This window comes from Mycoplasma sp. 4013 (assembly GCF_054353875.1).
Genome location: NZ_JBTHHK010000012.1, coordinates 1 through 19576 on the forward strand (window position 1 = coordinate 1; position 19576 = coordinate 19576).

The following is a 19576-nucleotide window of genomic DNA, read 5'->3' on the forward strand; positions in this document are numbered from 1 at the left end:
AGATTCTGCTAATAATTTCTGAACTTGTTCTTGGTTTTCACATTCAATTGCTTTTTGAGCAAGTTGTTGCATTTGTTTATAAGAAAGTTGATTTACTAATTCTCTACTTGCTAAGATATTATTTGCTGACATAGAGAATTCATCTAAGCCTAAACCTAATAAAATAGGTAAAGCATTACGATCACCAGCCATTTCTCCACACATACCAACTCATTTTCCGTGCTTATGTCCACCGTCGATGATATGTTTAATTAATCTCAAAATCGATGGATTAAGTGGTTGATATAAATAAGAAATATTTTCATTCATCCGATCTGCAGCCATTGAGTATTGAATTAAATCATTTGTTCCAATTGATAAAAAGTCAGCATATTTTGAAAACATATCAGAAAGTACTGCTGCAGCAGGTGTTTCCATCATCATACCTACTTCAATTTTATCCTTTGCAGCAATGTTTTTATTAGTTACATAAACTTCATCATATGCTTGGTTATAAAGTTCTTTTGCTGCTAAAAACTCATCAACATTAGTTATCATAGGAAACATTATTGCAACTTTACCAAACTCACTTGCACGAACTAATGCACGAAGTTGAGTTTTGAAAATATCTGGATTTTGTAGACAAAAACGAATTGCACGATATCCTAAGAAAGGATTCATTTCTTTCGGGAAAGCAAAGTATTTTAAAGTTTTATCCCCACCGATATCTAGTGTTCTAATCACTACTCTTTTACCATTCATTTTTTGTACTGCTTCTTTATAAGCTAAAAATTGTTCTTCTTCAGTTGGTCAGTGTTCATTATCCATATATAAAAATTCTGATCTAAACAATCCAATTGCTTCAGCATCGTTATCTAAAACGTCTTGTAAATCTTTTGGAGAACCAATATTTGCAGCAAGTTCAACATGGTGAAAATCAGTTGTTTGTGAAGTTTTTCCTTTTAAGTTTTTAAGTTTGTTTAAATATTCTTGATATTCTGTTTGTGCTTTTAAATATACCTTTTGTTCTTGTTCAGTAGGGTTAATAATAACAGTTCCTTTTGATCCATCTAAAGCAATTACATCACCGTTTTTAGTATATTCCATTACTGAATTTGTTCCAACAACTGAAGGAATTGCTAAACTACGAGCCATAATTGCTGTATGCGATGTAGGTCCACCAATATTTGTAACAAATCCCTTAACGAATTTTTTGTTTAATTGTACAGTTTGTGATGGGCTTAAATCTTCGGCAACAATTACAACTTCAGAATTAATTGATGTTAAATCTGGTTCTTCGATATTGTTTAAAGCAAATAATAACTTTTTAAGCACATCCTTGATATCTGCAACACGCTCACGCATATATTCATCATCGATACCTGCAAACATATTCGCAAACTCTGTATATACTTCATTTACAGCATATTCAGCAGTTAATGATTCGTTTTTGATTTTATTTTCAATACTTTCCTTAGCAGCCGGATCCATTACAAATCCAATATGTGCATCAAAAATTGCCGCATGTTCTGGATCGCTTGCTAAACTTTTAGTATGCTCAAGTTTTGCAATCACTTTATCAGTTGCATTATCATATGCTTTTAATTCTGAATCTATATTATTTGTATTTTTAGTAATTTCAACAGGTAATTCTTCGATTTTGAATACCTTAGCGATAGCAACTCCACGAGATGCTCCGATTCCTGTAAGTTTCATATTATCTCCTTTTTGCTTGATATATGATGTTGATATTTTATACTTTTAAAAAAAAGATTATATTAAATTAATTTGTAGTTTTAAAAAAGTATGTAAATAATTCCAATATTAATATAAATATATTTATTTAATATTCTAAATATTATATTTACTAAATGATAAAAATGAAAAATCATCACTTTTGTTTTAAAATTTGCTAAAAAAGTGTATTATTTAGTTAGTTGCCTTAGTGGTGGAATGGCAGACACTGCGGACTCAAAATCCGCCGGAGAAATCCATGCAGGTTCAAGTCCTGTCTAAGGCACCATATAATCAGCATTGCTGATTTTTTTATTAGGAGAATAAATGCAAGCAAAATATCAAGAATTATCTACCAGACTAAAAAAATATATGTCAATTGAAGCAATGTCGCGTTTTGAAGAGCCAGTAGTAGATGAACTTAAAAGAAATATTAAGGGTTTTGAAGTTTCTAGAGATAAATTAGGTTCAGTGATTTTTTACAAAAAATCAAAAGTAGAAAATGCTCCAAAAGTAATGATTGCTGCACATATGGATGAAGTAGGATATATGGTTCGCTTAATTGCTGATAATGGTAATTTAATGGTAACAGCAATTGGTGGACAATGAACTTCTGTTGTAATTGGAACTAAAGCAATTGTGGTGAATTCGCAAAATCAAAGATTTACAGGTGTTTTTGGACACACCAGCATCCATATCCAAACAAACGAATCACTTAAAAATGCAGTTAAGACTGATGATCTATATGTAGATTTAGGTTTTAAAAGTAAGCAAGAAGTTTTGGATGCAAAAATCGATATTGGAGATAAAATTTTCATTAGTGGTGAATATGTAGAACTTGCAAATGATTTAGTTGGTGGTAAAGCAATGGATAATCGTGCTGGAGTTACAGCATTAGAATTTATAGCTAAAAATATCGCTGATTTACAATTAGAATGTGATGTCTATTTAGTCGGAACAGTTCAAGAAGAGGTTGGAACTCGTGGAGCTAGAACATCCGTATCAATTATTAATCCAGATGTAGCATTTGCAGTCGATACAGGTGCTGCACACGATACAACTGGTGCTAAATCTGGTACACCAGTTTGTGGAAACGGAGTATCAATTTTAGTAAAAGATTCTGGAACCTTACCAGATGCTAAATTAATTGAATATCTCTTTGAAGTTGCAAAAAATAAACAAATACCTGCATATAAATATGTAGCAGGTGGTGGTGGAACCGATGCAGCAGAATTACAATTTGCACTAGGTGGGACTGCTGTAATGACTATTTCAATTCCACAAAGATATTTACATAGTCCTATTGGTGTTGCATCTTTAGTAGATATCCAAGCAACAATTGATTTAATGACAGAATTCTTAAAATCTTATTCACCAAAAATACACTCAGAAAAATTAGCATATAAATAGTCGGTTAATATCCGACTTTTTATATGCATATCAAATAAAATTCAACCATTTTTATAAAAAAGTATTATACTATACAAAATTTCAATATTTGTTTTTAGATATTAAGTTATCACTTATATATCTAAAATAAAAGCAAATAAAAAATGATATTTTAACTAAATATTTGCACATAATTGTTATTAAAATATCTATATATGCTATAAAAACAAAAAATTATGAGAATTTTGATATCATTAAATTATAAAGGATTATTATGCGAAAAAAGAAATTTAGAAAATATATAGTTCCTACTTTTTTAGGTTTTACAACAGTTTCTGCTGTAGCTTGCACTAATGCAAACACAGAAGTATATGAAAAAAAACAGATACATCTTAAAAGTGTACAAACTCAAAGTACATCAGATTCGGTTACAATTAAAGCATTTTTAGATCATCCAGTTTCTTCAAATGGTTATTTTTCGTTAGTTTATAATAATCAAAATGTTAACGGAACCTTATCAGTCGATAAAAAATCCGTTACTTTTATCATAAACGGTTTATTTTCTAATAAAATATATACCTTTGATATTAAATACAATGGTAAATCATTGAAAACAGCAAAGTTACAAAACCAATTTTTATTTAAAACTAAACCACAAAATAATGTAGAACAACCACAAACACCTAAAGATAATGAACAAACTCCCCCCCCGACATCAGGTGAGAAAGCACAACCAGGGAACCAACCATCAACACCTAATCCATCAGATCCTGAAAAACATAATCCAGAAAATCCTGGTGATTCACAAGAAACAAATCCTAATCCAGGAGATGTCGAACAGACCACACCACCAGGTAACCTTAATTTAGATGGTAATCAAAAACCAAATAATTCATCAGAAAAAGAAAATAACCCAAATCCTAAAAAAGATAATTTTAGTATCTCAAATGTATCGTGAAGTAATGTTAATGCAACCGATGCTACATTAAATTTAAATTTTTCTAATCATACACTTGCTGATGCAAATAAAAACAATCTTTTAATTACTATTTCAGATGGACAAAATCATACTCAAAATCTTTTAATAACTGAAACTAGTATTTTATCTACAACTTTTTATTCACTTAAACCGAATACAACATATACTTTAACATCCGTATCATTAAATGGAAATTCTTTAGTTCTACCAAGCAGTAATTTATCATTTACAACAACATCGCAAGAGCAAATAGAACCAAGCACACCAGCAAAAGAACAAAAAACATATCATATACAAAATTCTAGTATTTCTAATATCCAAAGTGATAAAGCAAGAATAAATGTTTCATTAGATACATCACTCGATGCATCAGATAATGTTACATTATCACTACAGGATGCAAACGGACGTCGTTTAGATTTTAGCAATCCAGCTGTAAATAATACTAATCTAATTTTTGATGTTTACAATCTTGCATCACATACAACATATTATCTTGATAACATCCAAATTGGAAGTCAAAATATATCTTTGAATAATCAAACTTTTACTACTAGTGATAACAGTGTGCAATTTAATGCATTGAACTATAGTCTTTTAGATTCATTTACTAAATACGATGAACAGGTAAGTAAATTTAATGCTAAGGATAACTTACATATTAAAGAAATATCATTGATTAATAATAAAATGTTGTGGTTTGCTTTTGACCATTTACCAACTTCTAAAAACAATGATTTCAAATTTACCTTTAACGGACAAAATTACACAACTAAATATAATGGAACATCACAAAATATTTTAGTTGATGTAAGTAATGGTAATTCAAACAATACTATTTCTAACATAATGTATGCAAATCAAGCAGTAGAGTTTAGTGGTAGTGTTAAAGTTATAAATAAAACAGGAACAACTGCTACATATTATGTAAGTTCATTTAGTATTAACAATAACAAAGTTAATGTTAATGTAAGTTATTTACCTAATCAAAGCAATGATAAATATCTTATTACCATCAAACCTGATGTAAATGTTTATGATGCAGATATAGCAGTTGTTGGAACTTATAAAAACGGACATATTGAATCTGAAGATATTATTAAATTTAATCAAGGATATAATAAATACATTATTACTGATGTCACAGCATTAAATAACAATTATTCATTTAATGTTCCTGAAGAAGTTGCTTGAAGTTCAAATCAAACCTTTAATCCAACTATTACAAAAATACAATTTGCTCTTTCAGATGCTTCTACTAATACATATGTAGGAGCAATCAACCTTAATGCTACCGATTCAGAAGTTGAGCAATTTAAAAACAAATATGTTAAACTTACTTTTGTAGACTTAGTGCAAAAGAATACTCCGGCTGATACAGACGATCAAAAACGCAGTTATGGGTATTCATCAGATGGAGGAGATTGATTTGAACGTCAATTTCGCCAAGAAAACACTAAATCAGTGTTTTTAAACTTTGATGAACTTAAAAAGTTTTCTTTCACTGGACTAACCGAAGGAATTACTTGAAAACTAAATCAAGTACAAATTGTTAATAAATATGATTTATCATCTGTTATAGATTATGATGATGAAGGAAAAGATGGTGATAGCAAACATCGTAAATTATCTTTAATTCAGCAAAGTGGAACAACTGAGTTAAAACCAAGTTTAGATGTTTCTAAAAATGCTTATTCAGATGCTTTGGGAACATCTTTTAGTCAAACTAATTTAAATATAACTAATAATTCGCAATATCAAGAATCACAGTTAACAGATAATACAAATGGAAATGTACCAAAATCTATCCCTTTTAATTGACATAACTATATAACATTAAATAATGCTTATTTAAAGAACACATTGTTTTTAACACATTATATTAGTGATATTAATACTTATGTAGCAACAGCTTATACACAATACAATAATCCATTACCTGTTATAGAATTTGATAATCATAAAGAATATAATTTTGCTGCAATGAAAGAAAATGTTCTAGATAAAGAAATGAATGAAAATTCTAATAGAACTGAAGTTTATGTTGAAAAAGACATCCGAAATTTCAAAAATTTAGATAGCAATAAAGAAGCAATTATTAATTTTTCTTTTGTGGCAAGTCCAAAACAAGTTAATTTTAGACAATTTTCTTTTGGTAGTTTTGATTGAGCAGTATCTTTTAGTTGAAATAAACTTAATGCAGCAGCTAACAAAACTATTTCTGATATCAAAATAAAATTCTTAGGAAAAACCGAAGATTTATTAAAGAAGATTGGTAGAAAAATTGATTCAAATGACAGTTATCATTTAACATTGACTGACCAACAACTTGAAGATTTGATGAATAAACATCTTAAAGCACAAGTATCATTAAGTGGTGATAAACTAAAAATCTCGTTAATAGCTCGTCAAGGGCATATTAATAAAGATATGTATATACATAATCTTTCTTCAAGTTATTCAACATTTGTTGATAAAACTTGAAATTATTTGTCAATTATGTATTTAAAAAATGGACAACCACTTTCATTTACAAATGAACACACAAAGGCAAAAAATCAATTAAAAATAGATGGATTTGAATTTGATAAAGAGACAAAATTTAAAAGTATTGGTTATAGTGATTCTGATACGCCTGTTAATATCGAAGTTACAACATGATATACAAATTCTTCACCTCGAAATACAGTTCAAGATCATGTTATAACACGTTCTTTTGGAACTTGATGGGGGACAGCTTGGATGATTGGTAAAGTAGATCCAGATAATGAAAATGATAATCGATATTATTTTGGAACAAATATCCATGTACCTGTATTAAATCCTGGATATATATCTGCTCCAAAACCACATACTTCTAAAGAAGATGTTAGCTTATTTTTAGGTGGTTATTGATCTAATACTGGTAATTCAATTTTTTGGACATCTGATAATAACAACAATAAGAGTATGGACGGTAGTTTATCAAATGTCCCTGCTAAAAACAGAACTGATTTTAAAATTCACATCATTGATATTACTGAATTGATAAATTATTATAATCAACATAAAAGTGATGTAAATAAAGAAAATGTTCCGAAATTTAAAACAGCTGAACATATCTACAAATGAAAGAGTTTAAAACATAATAAAGTATCTAAAATGGGCCGTTACATCCACCCATATATGTATTATACAATGTATATGTCTTCTTTCCCAGGTTCTACTAAATATAATACTAAAAAGAATATCCAAGTTCGTCAAAATTTTATTGGTGACATCTTGTTTTATCCAGGTGATAAAGTTCCAAATGCTAAAACAGAAAAAGTTGGATTTATTAAACGTTTTAAAAATTCTAGTGGTGAGATTATTAATGTTAATGCTAATTATCAACTAACAGGTGGTTCATCAGGGACAGGGTTATATGATCATGAAGGAAACTTTTTAGGAATTCATGCTAATGAAGAAAATGGTGAAGCATCTTCATATTTACTATCTTCACAAAGAATTAATTTCTTTGGTGAATTAAATGATTATAATAATGGTTCATTTGCTTATAAAGTGCAACGATTGAATCGTTTGTATCCTAAGAAACATAAAATGCTGGATATCTTCAATGAATTTGAAAATCCAATTAAAAAATAGGAGTAATGATGAAAAAGATAAAAAAACTACTTATTTCCAGTGTATTTGTTAGTGCAGGTGTATCTGCTATAACAATCGCTTGTGGAAATCCTGAAACTAAAAACCGGCAAAGTTTTGATGGAAAAGTTGAAACAGTTAATGTGAATAACAACTCAGCAGTTATAAAAATAAAGTTATTTAAAACTTATAAAGCTACTGATATTTCATTACATTTAAGTAAACCAACCCAATATGATATGCCTAATATCAGCATCTTATCTAATATCCTAACTGTAACTTTTGAAAACATAAAAGCAGATACACAATATCAAATTGACCAAATTTTTGCTAATGGAAATGAATTAAAATTCTCTGATTCTGATAAAGTTAAATTGCAATTTAAAACACCTAAAAATCCATATGATGTAAAAACCGATGCAAACATCATAAGTGTTGATTCAGATTCTACAACTGCAACAATCACATTAAAGCTAACAAACAAAAATTTAGATGCAAGTAAATTATCTGCTACCTTAAACCCTACTGCACCTGCATCGATTACATCAAAAGATGATGTAATTACTATTAAATATACCAACCTTACTCCTAATACTGATTATAATTTATCCCAACTTAATATTGATGATACAGTTTTAAAATTATCAAACAATGACCAAAATAAATTGTTCTTTCATACAGCATCAATAAGTACCGATCCACAGATTACTCAATTATCTCTTTCTGATGATAATAGCAAATTATATGTAAAACTTGCTAATGTTGATGCATCAATGTTTGCAAATGAAGCAAAAATTAAATTTAAAAATATTGCTCGCACTCTTACATCGAAACTATATGATGCAAATACACATTTACTTACTTTTGATATTTCAAGCATTACAAAACCTGATAATAATAAATTAGGTATTTCATATTTAGAAATTGCATCAACTCAATATCACAGTAATTTAACCGTTACATTTAATGCCTCGAATAATTCAGAAACGACTCCAATGAATCCTATAACACCACCAGATAATCAACCAGGTGGTGAAAATCAAGGTGGACAAGGCAATTCACAAACAAGTCAAGGTGGTTCGAATAGTGAACCACAAAATCCAAGTAATCCTAGTGAACAAAACCCATCTGATGAAAATGCTCCAGGTAATCAAAATCCATCAACTATTAACCCTGATGAAAACAGTAAACCTGTCGAAAAACCAAGGCCAACCAAAGATGAATTTACCATTAATTCTATTGATGTAACTGATATTTCAAAAACATCAGCATCGTTCCGAATTTCATTTACATCAAATAGTAGATTACATGATGCGAATGTGCATACCTTTGATGCATCATTATCTAATTCTAAAAGTTTACAAGTTACAAATTATACCGAAGGTAATGATTTGTATTTGAATTTTGCTAATTTATCAGCCAATACAACTTATCAACTTATATCCTTAAAATTAAATAATGTTGCTTTGAATTTACCAAGCATCAATCCAACATTTAAAACATTAGATATTAATGCTAAAGCATTCGTAAGTGATAACTTTAAAAAAGTTTTTAACGATTCACATATCTTTGGGATGTATAGCAAAGATTTAATAAATGTAAATACATATACAAACACAACTGATTCAGAAATTAAAGCAGATAATTCATTAACTAAATATTTTTCATTCATCGATGGTAGTGATTACAAACATGTTGATAAAGATGTTTTAACTCCACCACAAACAACTCAAATAATTAAGTCTACTATTGCTGATAATACCATTAAATTAGAAATCAAGACTGTTAATTTAGCAAATAATACATCACTTACTTTAAAATATAAAAAAGCAAGCAAGGATTCTCTTGATTCAGCAAGTGAATCAACTGTTAGTGGAACTGTTAATAATAATTTAGTTACTTTTACAATATCAAATTTAACTACAAATGATTTTGTAAAAATAACAGGTTTAAGTATTGGTTCAACTGCTATTAACCATTTTAGTGGATTAAATACTATTTATGAAAATAAAAACTATACAAGCGAATCAAGTGCTTTTAGTTTTAGTAGTGAGAATAATTTTCAAGCAAAAAGAGATTCTAAAGGTGGTGTTTTTCTCGAATTTACTGCAGCAAAAAAATCTGATAGTTCAAATGTAGATTTTCCACAATATTTTATTAAATATAAAGATAATAATACATTTAACTACAAACAATTCGGAAGATCTGCGATCGATGGTTTACCAAATGTTAAAAAATACAATGTATATTTACCACCAAATGAAGCACATATTTTTGATAATTATGTTGACTTAGTTTTACAAAAAAACACTGGTGGAGATAGCAAATACTACGATGTCAAAGGTTTTCCTGGATTTAATAATTCATCAGGAACACTTACAAATAACTATAAAAATCCTGTTTTAGATATTTTATCTTCTAAGGTAGAAAATAATAAAGTTGTTGTTACATATTCACAAACTTTAAATGATACTATAAGTTCAATTAAGTTCTTGGTAAAAAACTTGAACCCCTTTGATCCATATTCAAAACTTATTGATGCAACAGTAGATAAAAATAAAAAAACTGCATCATTTGATACATCAGTCTTACCTAAAAACATCTCTAAATATATCATTACTGCTGCACAAGTAGGAGATGAACAAACAGGATTTTCATTTTTAGATAAATATAAATTTAGCACCAGTGTTTCAACTAAAACCTTTAATTTATCTAAATTTACAACATATTTAGATGAAAGTAATAAAAAATTATACGGATCAGCAAAATTTGATTTTGCTGATGAGGATCTAAAGTTGTTCAAAAACAAATGAATTGTTTTCGAACTAAATCCCGAGATTAAAACAGAAAGTACTGAAGCATACGGGTATGTTTTACCACCGACATTAAAATTGATTGTTCCATTTGAAAAATTATGAAAATTCCAAATTTCTGGATACTTTGAGAATGCTAAATATACTATTTCAAAAATTTATGCAACCGAGAAACAAAGAATGGATATGTATTATGATAAATTTAGTATTCCTGCTAATGTCGAAAAATCATTTAGATATCATTTTAATTATTCATCAAACGGAAGCAGTCCTTATTTATTAACTGATAATTCTGAAAATACTATGACAACAACATATTCAGATAACGATTTAATCACTCAAAATAAAAACTTAACCGTTGATGACTTAATTGGTTATTGAATGAAAGATGAAACAAAAAACAAAATCCCTTATTCATTGCAAAATCATTTTGCTTTGGTTGAATATGAGCGAATGTGAAAATATCGTAAATTAGAAGATGATAGTACAAAAGAAAAAAAGAACTTTATTTTAGTTGATGATAGTGGTAAGCAACTTGACTTTTTCTTCTTTACACCACGTGAAATTCTTTCTCATACTATTTTTAATTTTGGTAATAACCATCATTCTATATCAATTGAAAAAGACTTAGATGAATATAAAAACTGAGAAAGTTTTAAAGATGATGTATATTTTACCTTTAGATTTGAATTAGAAAATACTAAAATTATTATGAGTAAAACTAACCGTAATTCATCTGTACCAGTTCCAAGAGGATTGCTTTCATTTGTTAATGTTTCAGTTTCTTTCAAAGAACTTTTAGCAAAACATACTATTAATGATGCTACTTTTACAATTACTCCAAGAAACGAAGATGCATTATTTAACCAAACTTTATTTGCAATGATGAAAGATCGTTATTCATTTAAAGTAACTTATGATGAATCAAGTAAGAAGTTAAAATTAGAAGTTATACCAAAACATTCAGATATTTATTTTACAGATATTTTATCTGAACATATTTTGGCTAATAAGTCATCTGCTTTTGTTGGAAATGTCTTTTTAACAATGAATTATGTTGATGATAAAAATAACCCAACTAAAAACCCAACTTATCAAGGAAAACCACTTAAAGATTCAATGTCGGTATCATTAACTGAAACCATTCAATCGCGTCCACAAGCACAAGAAGAAGCAAAAACTGTTGCTTCATACGATAAATTCCAACAAACATCTAAACTTAAAAGCGAAGATGGTATCGTTCAACGTTTATATTCTGATGATACCTTTAATGTATTAACTGATGTACGCAGAAGAACTTTTGCTTTTGATTATCATGGTCGTGGAACCTGAGGATTATTTAATAAGGTAAAACCTGATGATGCAAGTGATCATCGCTACTATATTGTATCCAACTCACATAATATCGATTTATTAGATGATGCTAATGCATCATGAGTGCGAAATGGACAGAGTTTAGATGGATTAGATATTGAACGTAGAACTAGAAATAATATATTATCACCAATCTTTATAAAAAAACCGACTGATACAGCAGATAAAATGCAAAAAACACAACCAATTTTGGAAGGTCATGGTTTAGGACAAAATATGATCAGCAATTTAAGTATAGAAATTGTTTCACACTTTTTTGCTAATGGTAAAGATATTCAAGATTCATACAAAGATCCATATTTTAAAGACTTTCGAGATAATTATGGTAATGAACTTAAAACTGGAGAAAAATATTCCGATGTTGATGTAGCTATTATTGATATTTCATGATTTGAAAATAACTTTGCAGGTAAAAATATCGATGATACTAATTTTACTTTCCAAGGACAAAAACTTACCGAGGATCAAAAGCGAATTATCAAATTCTTTTTAGATTGAAAGAATGCTAAACCAATTAAAATCTCAAATGAATTATTACATCAAAATGCTTATAATAATTTAAACTGAATCGTCGGTTCGATGCCCGGACAAAATTCTAAAAACCCTGATTCACCAACAGAAACTGGTCAAGCACGCTTTCGTGAGTATTTATTAGGTAATTTTAGATACCAAGGAAAAATTAACAGTGTCGGTTCTTTAAACCATCAAAATGATACCATTGTGTATGGATGAAACAGTGTGGATTTAGCTGCCGGTTCATCTGGATCAAATGTCTTTGATAGTCAAGGTAATTTAGCTGGTTTAGTTACCCAAGATCAAGATGGTGCAACCGCCAAGGATGGAACTGCATCAATTATGCTACTTGATGGACAAAGAATTGGATATATCGGGAACGGACATCATCCACAAAACCCATATTCATTTTATGAAAAAATACGTTTACTTTCTTACTTATTCCCAGAACGTTATGGAGCAAAAAACTTCTCTGAGCAACCTGCTGATTTATTCTAAAAAACACCACATTGGTTGTGGTGTTTTTTTACAAACAAAAAGCAGCCTATACGGCTACTTAGAGATTATTTCTTACGCTTTTTCATAAATCACCATACAAAGATTCCAACAATACTTAAAACAACTAATGAAGCAACAACAGCACCTATAATAGCACCACTATTACTTGATTTACCGGTAGGTTTTTTATTTTCTTCTTGTTTTGCTTTGTCTTTTTGCGCTTGTTCTTGCTCATTTTTTGTTTTTAGATCATTTTCAAACTTTGTAAGTTCTGCTTTAAAGTCGCTAAGTGATTGTAAGGTTTTGGTAAGATTTTGATATTTAGTTTTCAAATCTTGAGCTTGTGCATTATTTGTAGGAAGTTTTGCAAGCATATCTTGCACTTGTTTATCAAGAGCATCAAGTTCCTTTTGCTCTTTTTCAGCTTGTGCATCACGATCTTGTTTTTCTTGGGCTAATTGTTTATTAATTGCATCTTTAACTGCTTTAAAATCATTAATATCAGTGATTGAATTAATTTTGAAATTAAAGGCTTCTTGTTTTTTTGTGTCAGTTACTTGTTTATTTAAATCAACTACTTCTGCCTTAGCAGCATCGAATGCTTTTTGGTTTTGAACTTCAAGATCATAAGCATTATTTGCATTGGCTGTAACAGTATTAAACTCTGAAACTTCCTTAGCAGTTTCTAGTTGCTTAATTAGATTATTACGTGTATTAATATCTTTAATTTTAGCTACGGCTTCAGAAGCATCTGCGTAAGCTTTTGCTCGCTTATCTGCTAGTTGTTTAGCTAAATTACTACGGATTTGTTTGATAATATTGCTAATATCGTCTTTGGTTGCAGATGATATTTTGCTTGCAAAATCAGCTTTATCATCTAAATTAGCAAGCAATGAATTAGCAAGGGTTTTAGCAGCTTCTAATTGATTTTCTGAAATTACCAAACTTTCTTGTGCTAATTCCATTCGCGCTTGTGCATCTTTGATATCTTGTTCACTAACACGGTTAATATCTTGTTGTGAGTTTTTAATTTGATTAAAGACTCTTAGGTAGTTATCATATGAATCAGGTGTATAAAGATTGTTAGTATTTTCAATTTGCTTTTGAGTAAGTTGTTCATAGTAGTAGATTAAACGATTACGTTCTGCAATTGATTTTTGAGTTAATGCTTTTAAATTAGTTAAAGCATTATTTACTTGATCTGCTGTTACATTAGGATTTGCGATAGTATAATGTTGCGAATCAACTAAGTCATTTAATGCTGAAGCAAGTGAACTAAAGCGATGTTGGTAGCGATCGGTAAATGCATAGGTATTATTTTCTAAATAATCATTGTATGCTTTTAGCATCTTAGAACGATTCGAAGCAACTAGTTCTGTGAATTTAGTTTTATATTGGTTATTTAAATCACGGTATCCAAGTGGATCAAGATCATCAGTTGCTAACTTAGTATTAATTTGATCAACTATTGCTTTTAAAGCTTGATAAGATTCATTAGTATAATCGATTTTATTTAATGTTCCGAAATTATTAACATTAAGCAATGCTTGTTGATATGGAAGATCAGATTTTACTAATGCATTTTTAGCAGTATCGTATGCACTTGAAAGATTAGTTACATCAGCAGTAGAAATATTACCTTTATTTTTAAGAGCATTTTGGATATTTGATAATGCTACATCATATTGAGCAAATGAATCTGGAGTATATAAAATATTATCAGTATTTGTTACAGGTTCTTTTATTTTGGTTTCTAAATCAGATGTATTAGTTGCTTTTGTGACAGCTGAATTTTTAATACTATCTGCCATTGCTTTAATTTCATTAACAGTTTGTTGGGTTAATAATTCATCAGTTGCAGCAGCAGTTGTAGCTAATGCTTTAACTTTATCATAACTTGCTTTAGTTGCATCGGTTCAACTATCATATTCAGCTGGATTGGTTTTAATGGTATCTAAATCAGTTTTAGATGTATCGGTAGTTTGATTTTTGAAGAATCCGACTATTTCAGCTATCTTAGGTTTATTAGTAGTTCATTTAATTTCAATTGATGTGATTGCTTTATTACTTTCTCTTGGTACTTTAAATTCAACTACATTATTAAATAAAGTTCCTAATTTAGTTTGTGTCGTATCAGCAGATGTGCTAGAAGTATCAATGATATTTGCATATACTTCAGCATTTGAAGGAACACCTTCACTTACTATTCTTAGATCACGACGGTTGAAATAATCTTTTTCAACATATCATTTAATATTTCCATTATCTGATTTAGGTTCATAATAACTATGGATATCAGCATCTAACATCTTATCAGGTGTGGTATTTTGTGAAGTTTCTGAATATGATGTTCCGGTAAATCTTGGATCATTATCAGCTGCTACATATTCACCATCATTGACTAAAATTTGATTAAAGGTTAATTTACGATCTGCTGGATAATTTGCTTTAATAGTAAATTTAATGTATCTAGCTTTAGTATTTGGAGTTATATTAGATGATGCTCAATATTTTACATCTGGATGGTTTGGATCATCTGTTGCATTAGTAGTTTCACCTAATCTTGAATTTGAATCGGTATCAGCAGTAGAATCACCGATGGTTAACACATCGGTTCATGAAGAAGAAGAAGAAGAATTAGTAGTAGCAACACTAACAACCAAATCTCTCGGATAGTCTTTGGTGTATTTATCAGCAAAAAGTTTTAATGATTTTAAAGTTACTTCGCGACCTAAATCAAAGATTAGATTATCATCTTTAACAGGTGGTTTAGCAAAAATAACTTTGCTATTATAATCTCCATCAAAAGCATTTTTTAAGGTTCCAAAATCAGCATTTAAGGTTCCTGAAACAAAACTTCCATATGGTTTATATTCCACAATATGTGCTTTTAAATCTTTAAATTGCATTGATATAACACTACTTGATTCATCAGTTTTGGTATTCTTGATACGGACATAACGCATTTGGGTTGGCGATGCTAAAGTATCGGATGTCATATCAGTTCAGATGTATCCATCGGTTGAGTATTGTGTTTTTAAGGCTGAATCTTGCGATGTTCCGATGTCTTTATTAATAGTATCAACAGTATAAACATTTCCTAGATCTAATCCCACACTTTCATCTTTATTTAAATTAACAGCAGTTGCGGTTTGTGGTGTTGTTTTATTAAATAATTCAAAGGTATCACCATTTCTTTTGGTTAAGAAGTTAGTATTAGATGCTGGATGTGATCCAAGATATTTATCAGTAGGTTGTTCTATTTCAGTATAACTAATATCACGAATTCTCCAAGGAGCATCGATAGTTTTATTTGCTTTAATACGTACACCGGTAACAAGTCCTCATGCAGATGGAATTGATACTTGTTGGTTTTCAGATACTGATGTTAATTCTACTTTATTAGTATCTGGTGTTTGATTATTTATCTTAGGAAGAATAATAAGATTTGGAACTAAACCATTTGGATCTTGTTTGATATTTAATGTAGATAGTTGCACCGGACGGGTGAATTCGATATCAAAATAATCATTTGCTTGGATGTTTTTATCACTAGCAGCATGATCGATAATTGCTACAGTATTCGGATTTGAATCAAGTGCATTATTAAAACCACTTGAACGATCTGGTGTTAAGGTTGAAGAAATTGATAATTGTGGTTTAGCTTTATAATTTGGTCCATAAACAGCGATATCATTAATTCTTCATCAATAATTTGTAGTTGAATTTACTTTAAATCTAAAATCTTGTGCATTTGCATAACCACTGATTGCTAGGATATTAGAGTTATTATTATTAGTATTTAATGTAGTTGAACCAAATTGTTTTCATTGAGTAGAAGTATTAGAATCAGATGGATCTTTATACTCAACAGTGATATTAGATACGACATCGGTACTAAGATTTCAACCTTGTTGTAGTTGGATTTCAGTTACTACATGCTGTGCATTTAAAGAGAATCCTAAGGTTTTACCTTCAGAAATTCTATTATCATTTGAACCAGTATTAGTTTGTGGGTTTGAAAATTGTGATTCAGTTGTTTTATTTCCATCGGATAAATTAGTAGTATTATGATTTTTATTAATTAAAGTGGTATTGGTAGAATTATATGTTACATTAGAGTATTTTTGTGGGTTTTGTGGGTTTGGACGAAATTCTAATAAACGCATCCATTTCGAACGACCATTACCAGTTTCTTGATTTACCAAACGCACTGCAATTACATTATCAATAGGATTAAATATAAAATCTTTTCCATATACATCATTATTTGTATAAGAAATATTAGTAGTTGTTTGATTATTAGGTGAAGTATATGATGTTATATCATTTCATTCACTAGAACCTGCTAATTGATATTGTAATATTGAAGTTAGAAAATAATCTTGATTATTTGCTCAGAATCTTAGATGAACCCCTCATAATGTGGTTGGTTCACTGAATTTAGCACCGATGTAATCTCCGGTTTTAAGAGTAGATTGTGTTCCATCAAATGAATCTTGATAAATAATTTGGTTAGTATTAAATGGTTTGAAAGCATCTTGTAGGTTTGTAGAACCTGATGGATATTGCATATTAGTAATAAATGAAGTAGTATAAGTAGTTGGTTGTAAAGTATATCCGTCAATTTTACTGTCTGCTCAGTTCATCAATACATCAGCAAGTGGTTGGATGTATTGAACAGCAGGTTCTACTTGGATTAATTGTCCAGATAACACTACTTTGTAATGATTACGAGCATCATAAATTACATCTTTTGCTGCTTGCACTAGTTGTACAAATTCATCCTTATTATTATTTTTAAATTCAATAACGGCTTGTAATAATGAAGAAACTCCTTTAGTAAGTTGTTGAAAAGATTGTAATCATGGTTTGATTTCAGTTAGCAGGTGCGGGATATCTTTTGATGTTAATAAAGTGTTTAAAGAATCTAAAATAGTTTGAAAAGGTTGAATCAGTGAATTTACATCTGTTGCTGTCACAGTATCATTATTTAGTTTTTGAACTAATGTATTTATAGGTGATTGAATATTTGCTGATTCATCTAAATCTGGTTCTGGACTAAATACTTGTCCTTTGTTAATAAGGTGTTTAGCTACTTCTTTATATGCTAATGAAACTGGTGAATCTTGCTCTGAGTTATTGATTGAGTGTTTAAATGCAGCAGATAATACCTTATTAATTTCATCATCAGTTTTTCATTTCTTTCATCCATAGTTTGCTCCACCAAACATCGCAATTTTTGATGCTTGTTCATATGGAGATGCATTTAAAAATAATCCTGTAAATTTAGTAGTATCTGGATTTGGTTTTAAAAATGCTTTATAACCACCTAATATTAATTTAGATTGTGTAGTTTCTGTATACGGTCAATTAACTCAAAGAATTGGACTGTTAAGTGTATATGACTTAGATGATTCAGAAGAATTGGTATGATTAACATAATAGTTAGTAAATGTATCATCTACAGTTCTTTCGCTACCACCACCCATAATTACTTGAACTTCTGATGGAAAGTCTTTAAAATATTCTTCACCAGTACCAGAATATTCATTAACTAAATATGGAAGAGTAACTTTTAAATCCGGATAAACTTGTTTTTCTAATTTCAATCAAGCAACTAAATCTGATAGTAATTTTTTTTGCTGTGTTTGACTATCGTTGTTTTCTGGTGTTGCTACAGCACCAGATGTAGCTTGTCCTAAACTTGAATCACCTTCAGAACCATTATCTGTTGCTTGTGCGGCAGGAGCAGGATTAGGAGTACTATTAGTACTTTGGGTGCTTTCAAACGGTTTATTAGGTCCATCGGCAACTAATCCAACTTGACGTACACCAGCATCGATAACTTGTTTAAATTTAGCTTTGAGTTTTTCAAATTTCTCTGCATAGTTTGCTTTAGTAAATGCATCAGTTCCTACAAAAGGATTTAATGTATAAATAAAACTTACCTTTGTTGCAGCAGATGTAGAAGCTAAATCCTTAATTTTGGTTAATTCTTCTTCTGTGTTTAATGTAGATCATTGACTGTTTGTTTTTAAATCATCCTTAGGTGCATAAAAGTATGCATTAAGTTTATAGTAACTTCCCCACTTCATATAATCTTTAGAAGCATCTAATGATCATCCATCGCCATAGTATCCTTGGATAATTCCACGGGTTGCTACATCAGCTCAATCCTTGATTTCAAAGTCTCTGATTTTGCTTCCATCCAGTTGTTTAAAGATATGTCACAAAGTTGTAGCACCATCAAAGGCTGCTTCTGTATTTTTAGCAACTAATGTAATGTAATTAGTGGTATAGTTGCTATCTTTTACTGATTTGGTATCTAATTGATATGATTCAATTTTTGAATCTAATACTGTATCAAAGGTGATTCCAAGTGATTTAATTTGGTTATCAACTAAGGTATCAGAATCATTTCTGATTCCTACTAAAATATTTGTCTTACCAGGGATAACCCTACGAGTTTGGCTATAAGTAAGATTTTTAAGTTTTAAAACTTCCTTGAAGCGATTTATGGTTGCATTATCAATACCGTCTTCAAAAACGATATTTACATCATTAGAGATTAAAAAATCTGAATTTTGATATGTAATGCTTTGCACTCCAGGGTAAATTTCATATGTAGTATTATTTTATGTTGCTGGTGAACCAGCTGACACACCAACTGAGA

5 protein-coding genes and 1 tRNA gene are annotated in these 19576 nt (G+C 29.6%); 4 read left to right on the forward strand and 2 right to left on the reverse strand.

Features of this window, described 5'->3' with window-relative positions; all coding sequences use genetic code 4:
* On the reverse strand, window positions 1-1695 hold a 1695-nt coding region (gene ptsP, locus ACXYRO_RS03590), incomplete at its 3' end, for a phosphoenolpyruvate--protein phosphotransferase (protein WP_458614334.1).
* Between the two features lie 223 nt (window positions 1696-1918).
* Here ptsP and ACXYRO_RS03595 point away from each other — a divergent pair.
* The 4 genes from ACXYRO_RS03595 to ACXYRO_RS03610 all read left to right on the forward strand — a co-directional run bounded on the left by ACXYRO_RS03595 (window position 1919) and on the right by ACXYRO_RS03610 (window position 12900).
* Window positions 1919-2002 (forward strand) — tRNA-Leu (locus ACXYRO_RS03595).
* Between the two features lie 38 nt (window positions 2003-2040).
* Complete coding sequence (locus ACXYRO_RS03600) at window positions 2041-3123, forward strand: zinc-binding metallopeptidase family protein (protein ID WP_458614335.1); 1083 nt, start codon at window positions 2041-2043, stop codon at window positions 3121-3123.
* Window positions 3124-3376: 253 nt separating this feature from the next.
* On the forward strand, window positions 3377-7705 hold the full coding sequence (locus ACXYRO_RS03605; RefSeq protein ID WP_458614336.1) for a proline-rich domain-containing protein: 4329 nt from the start codon (window positions 3377-3379) through the stop codon (window positions 7703-7705).
* Between the two features lie 8 nt (window positions 7706-7713).
* Window positions 7714-12900 (forward strand): hypothetical protein, encoded by a 5187-nt coding sequence (locus ACXYRO_RS03610; protein WP_458614337.1) that lies wholly within the window; start codon window positions 7714-7716, stop codon window positions 12898-12900.
* A 65-nt stretch (window positions 12901-12965) separates the two neighbouring features.
* On the opposite strand, the gene ACXYRO_RS03615 is transcribed toward ACXYRO_RS03610, so the two are convergent.
* Window positions 12966-19520, reverse strand: a complete 6555-nt coding sequence (locus ACXYRO_RS03615; protein WP_458614341.1) for a beta-N-acetylglucosaminidase domain-containing protein — start codon at window positions 19518-19520, stop codon at window positions 12966-12968.
* Window positions 19521-19576: the final 56 nt, after the last annotated feature.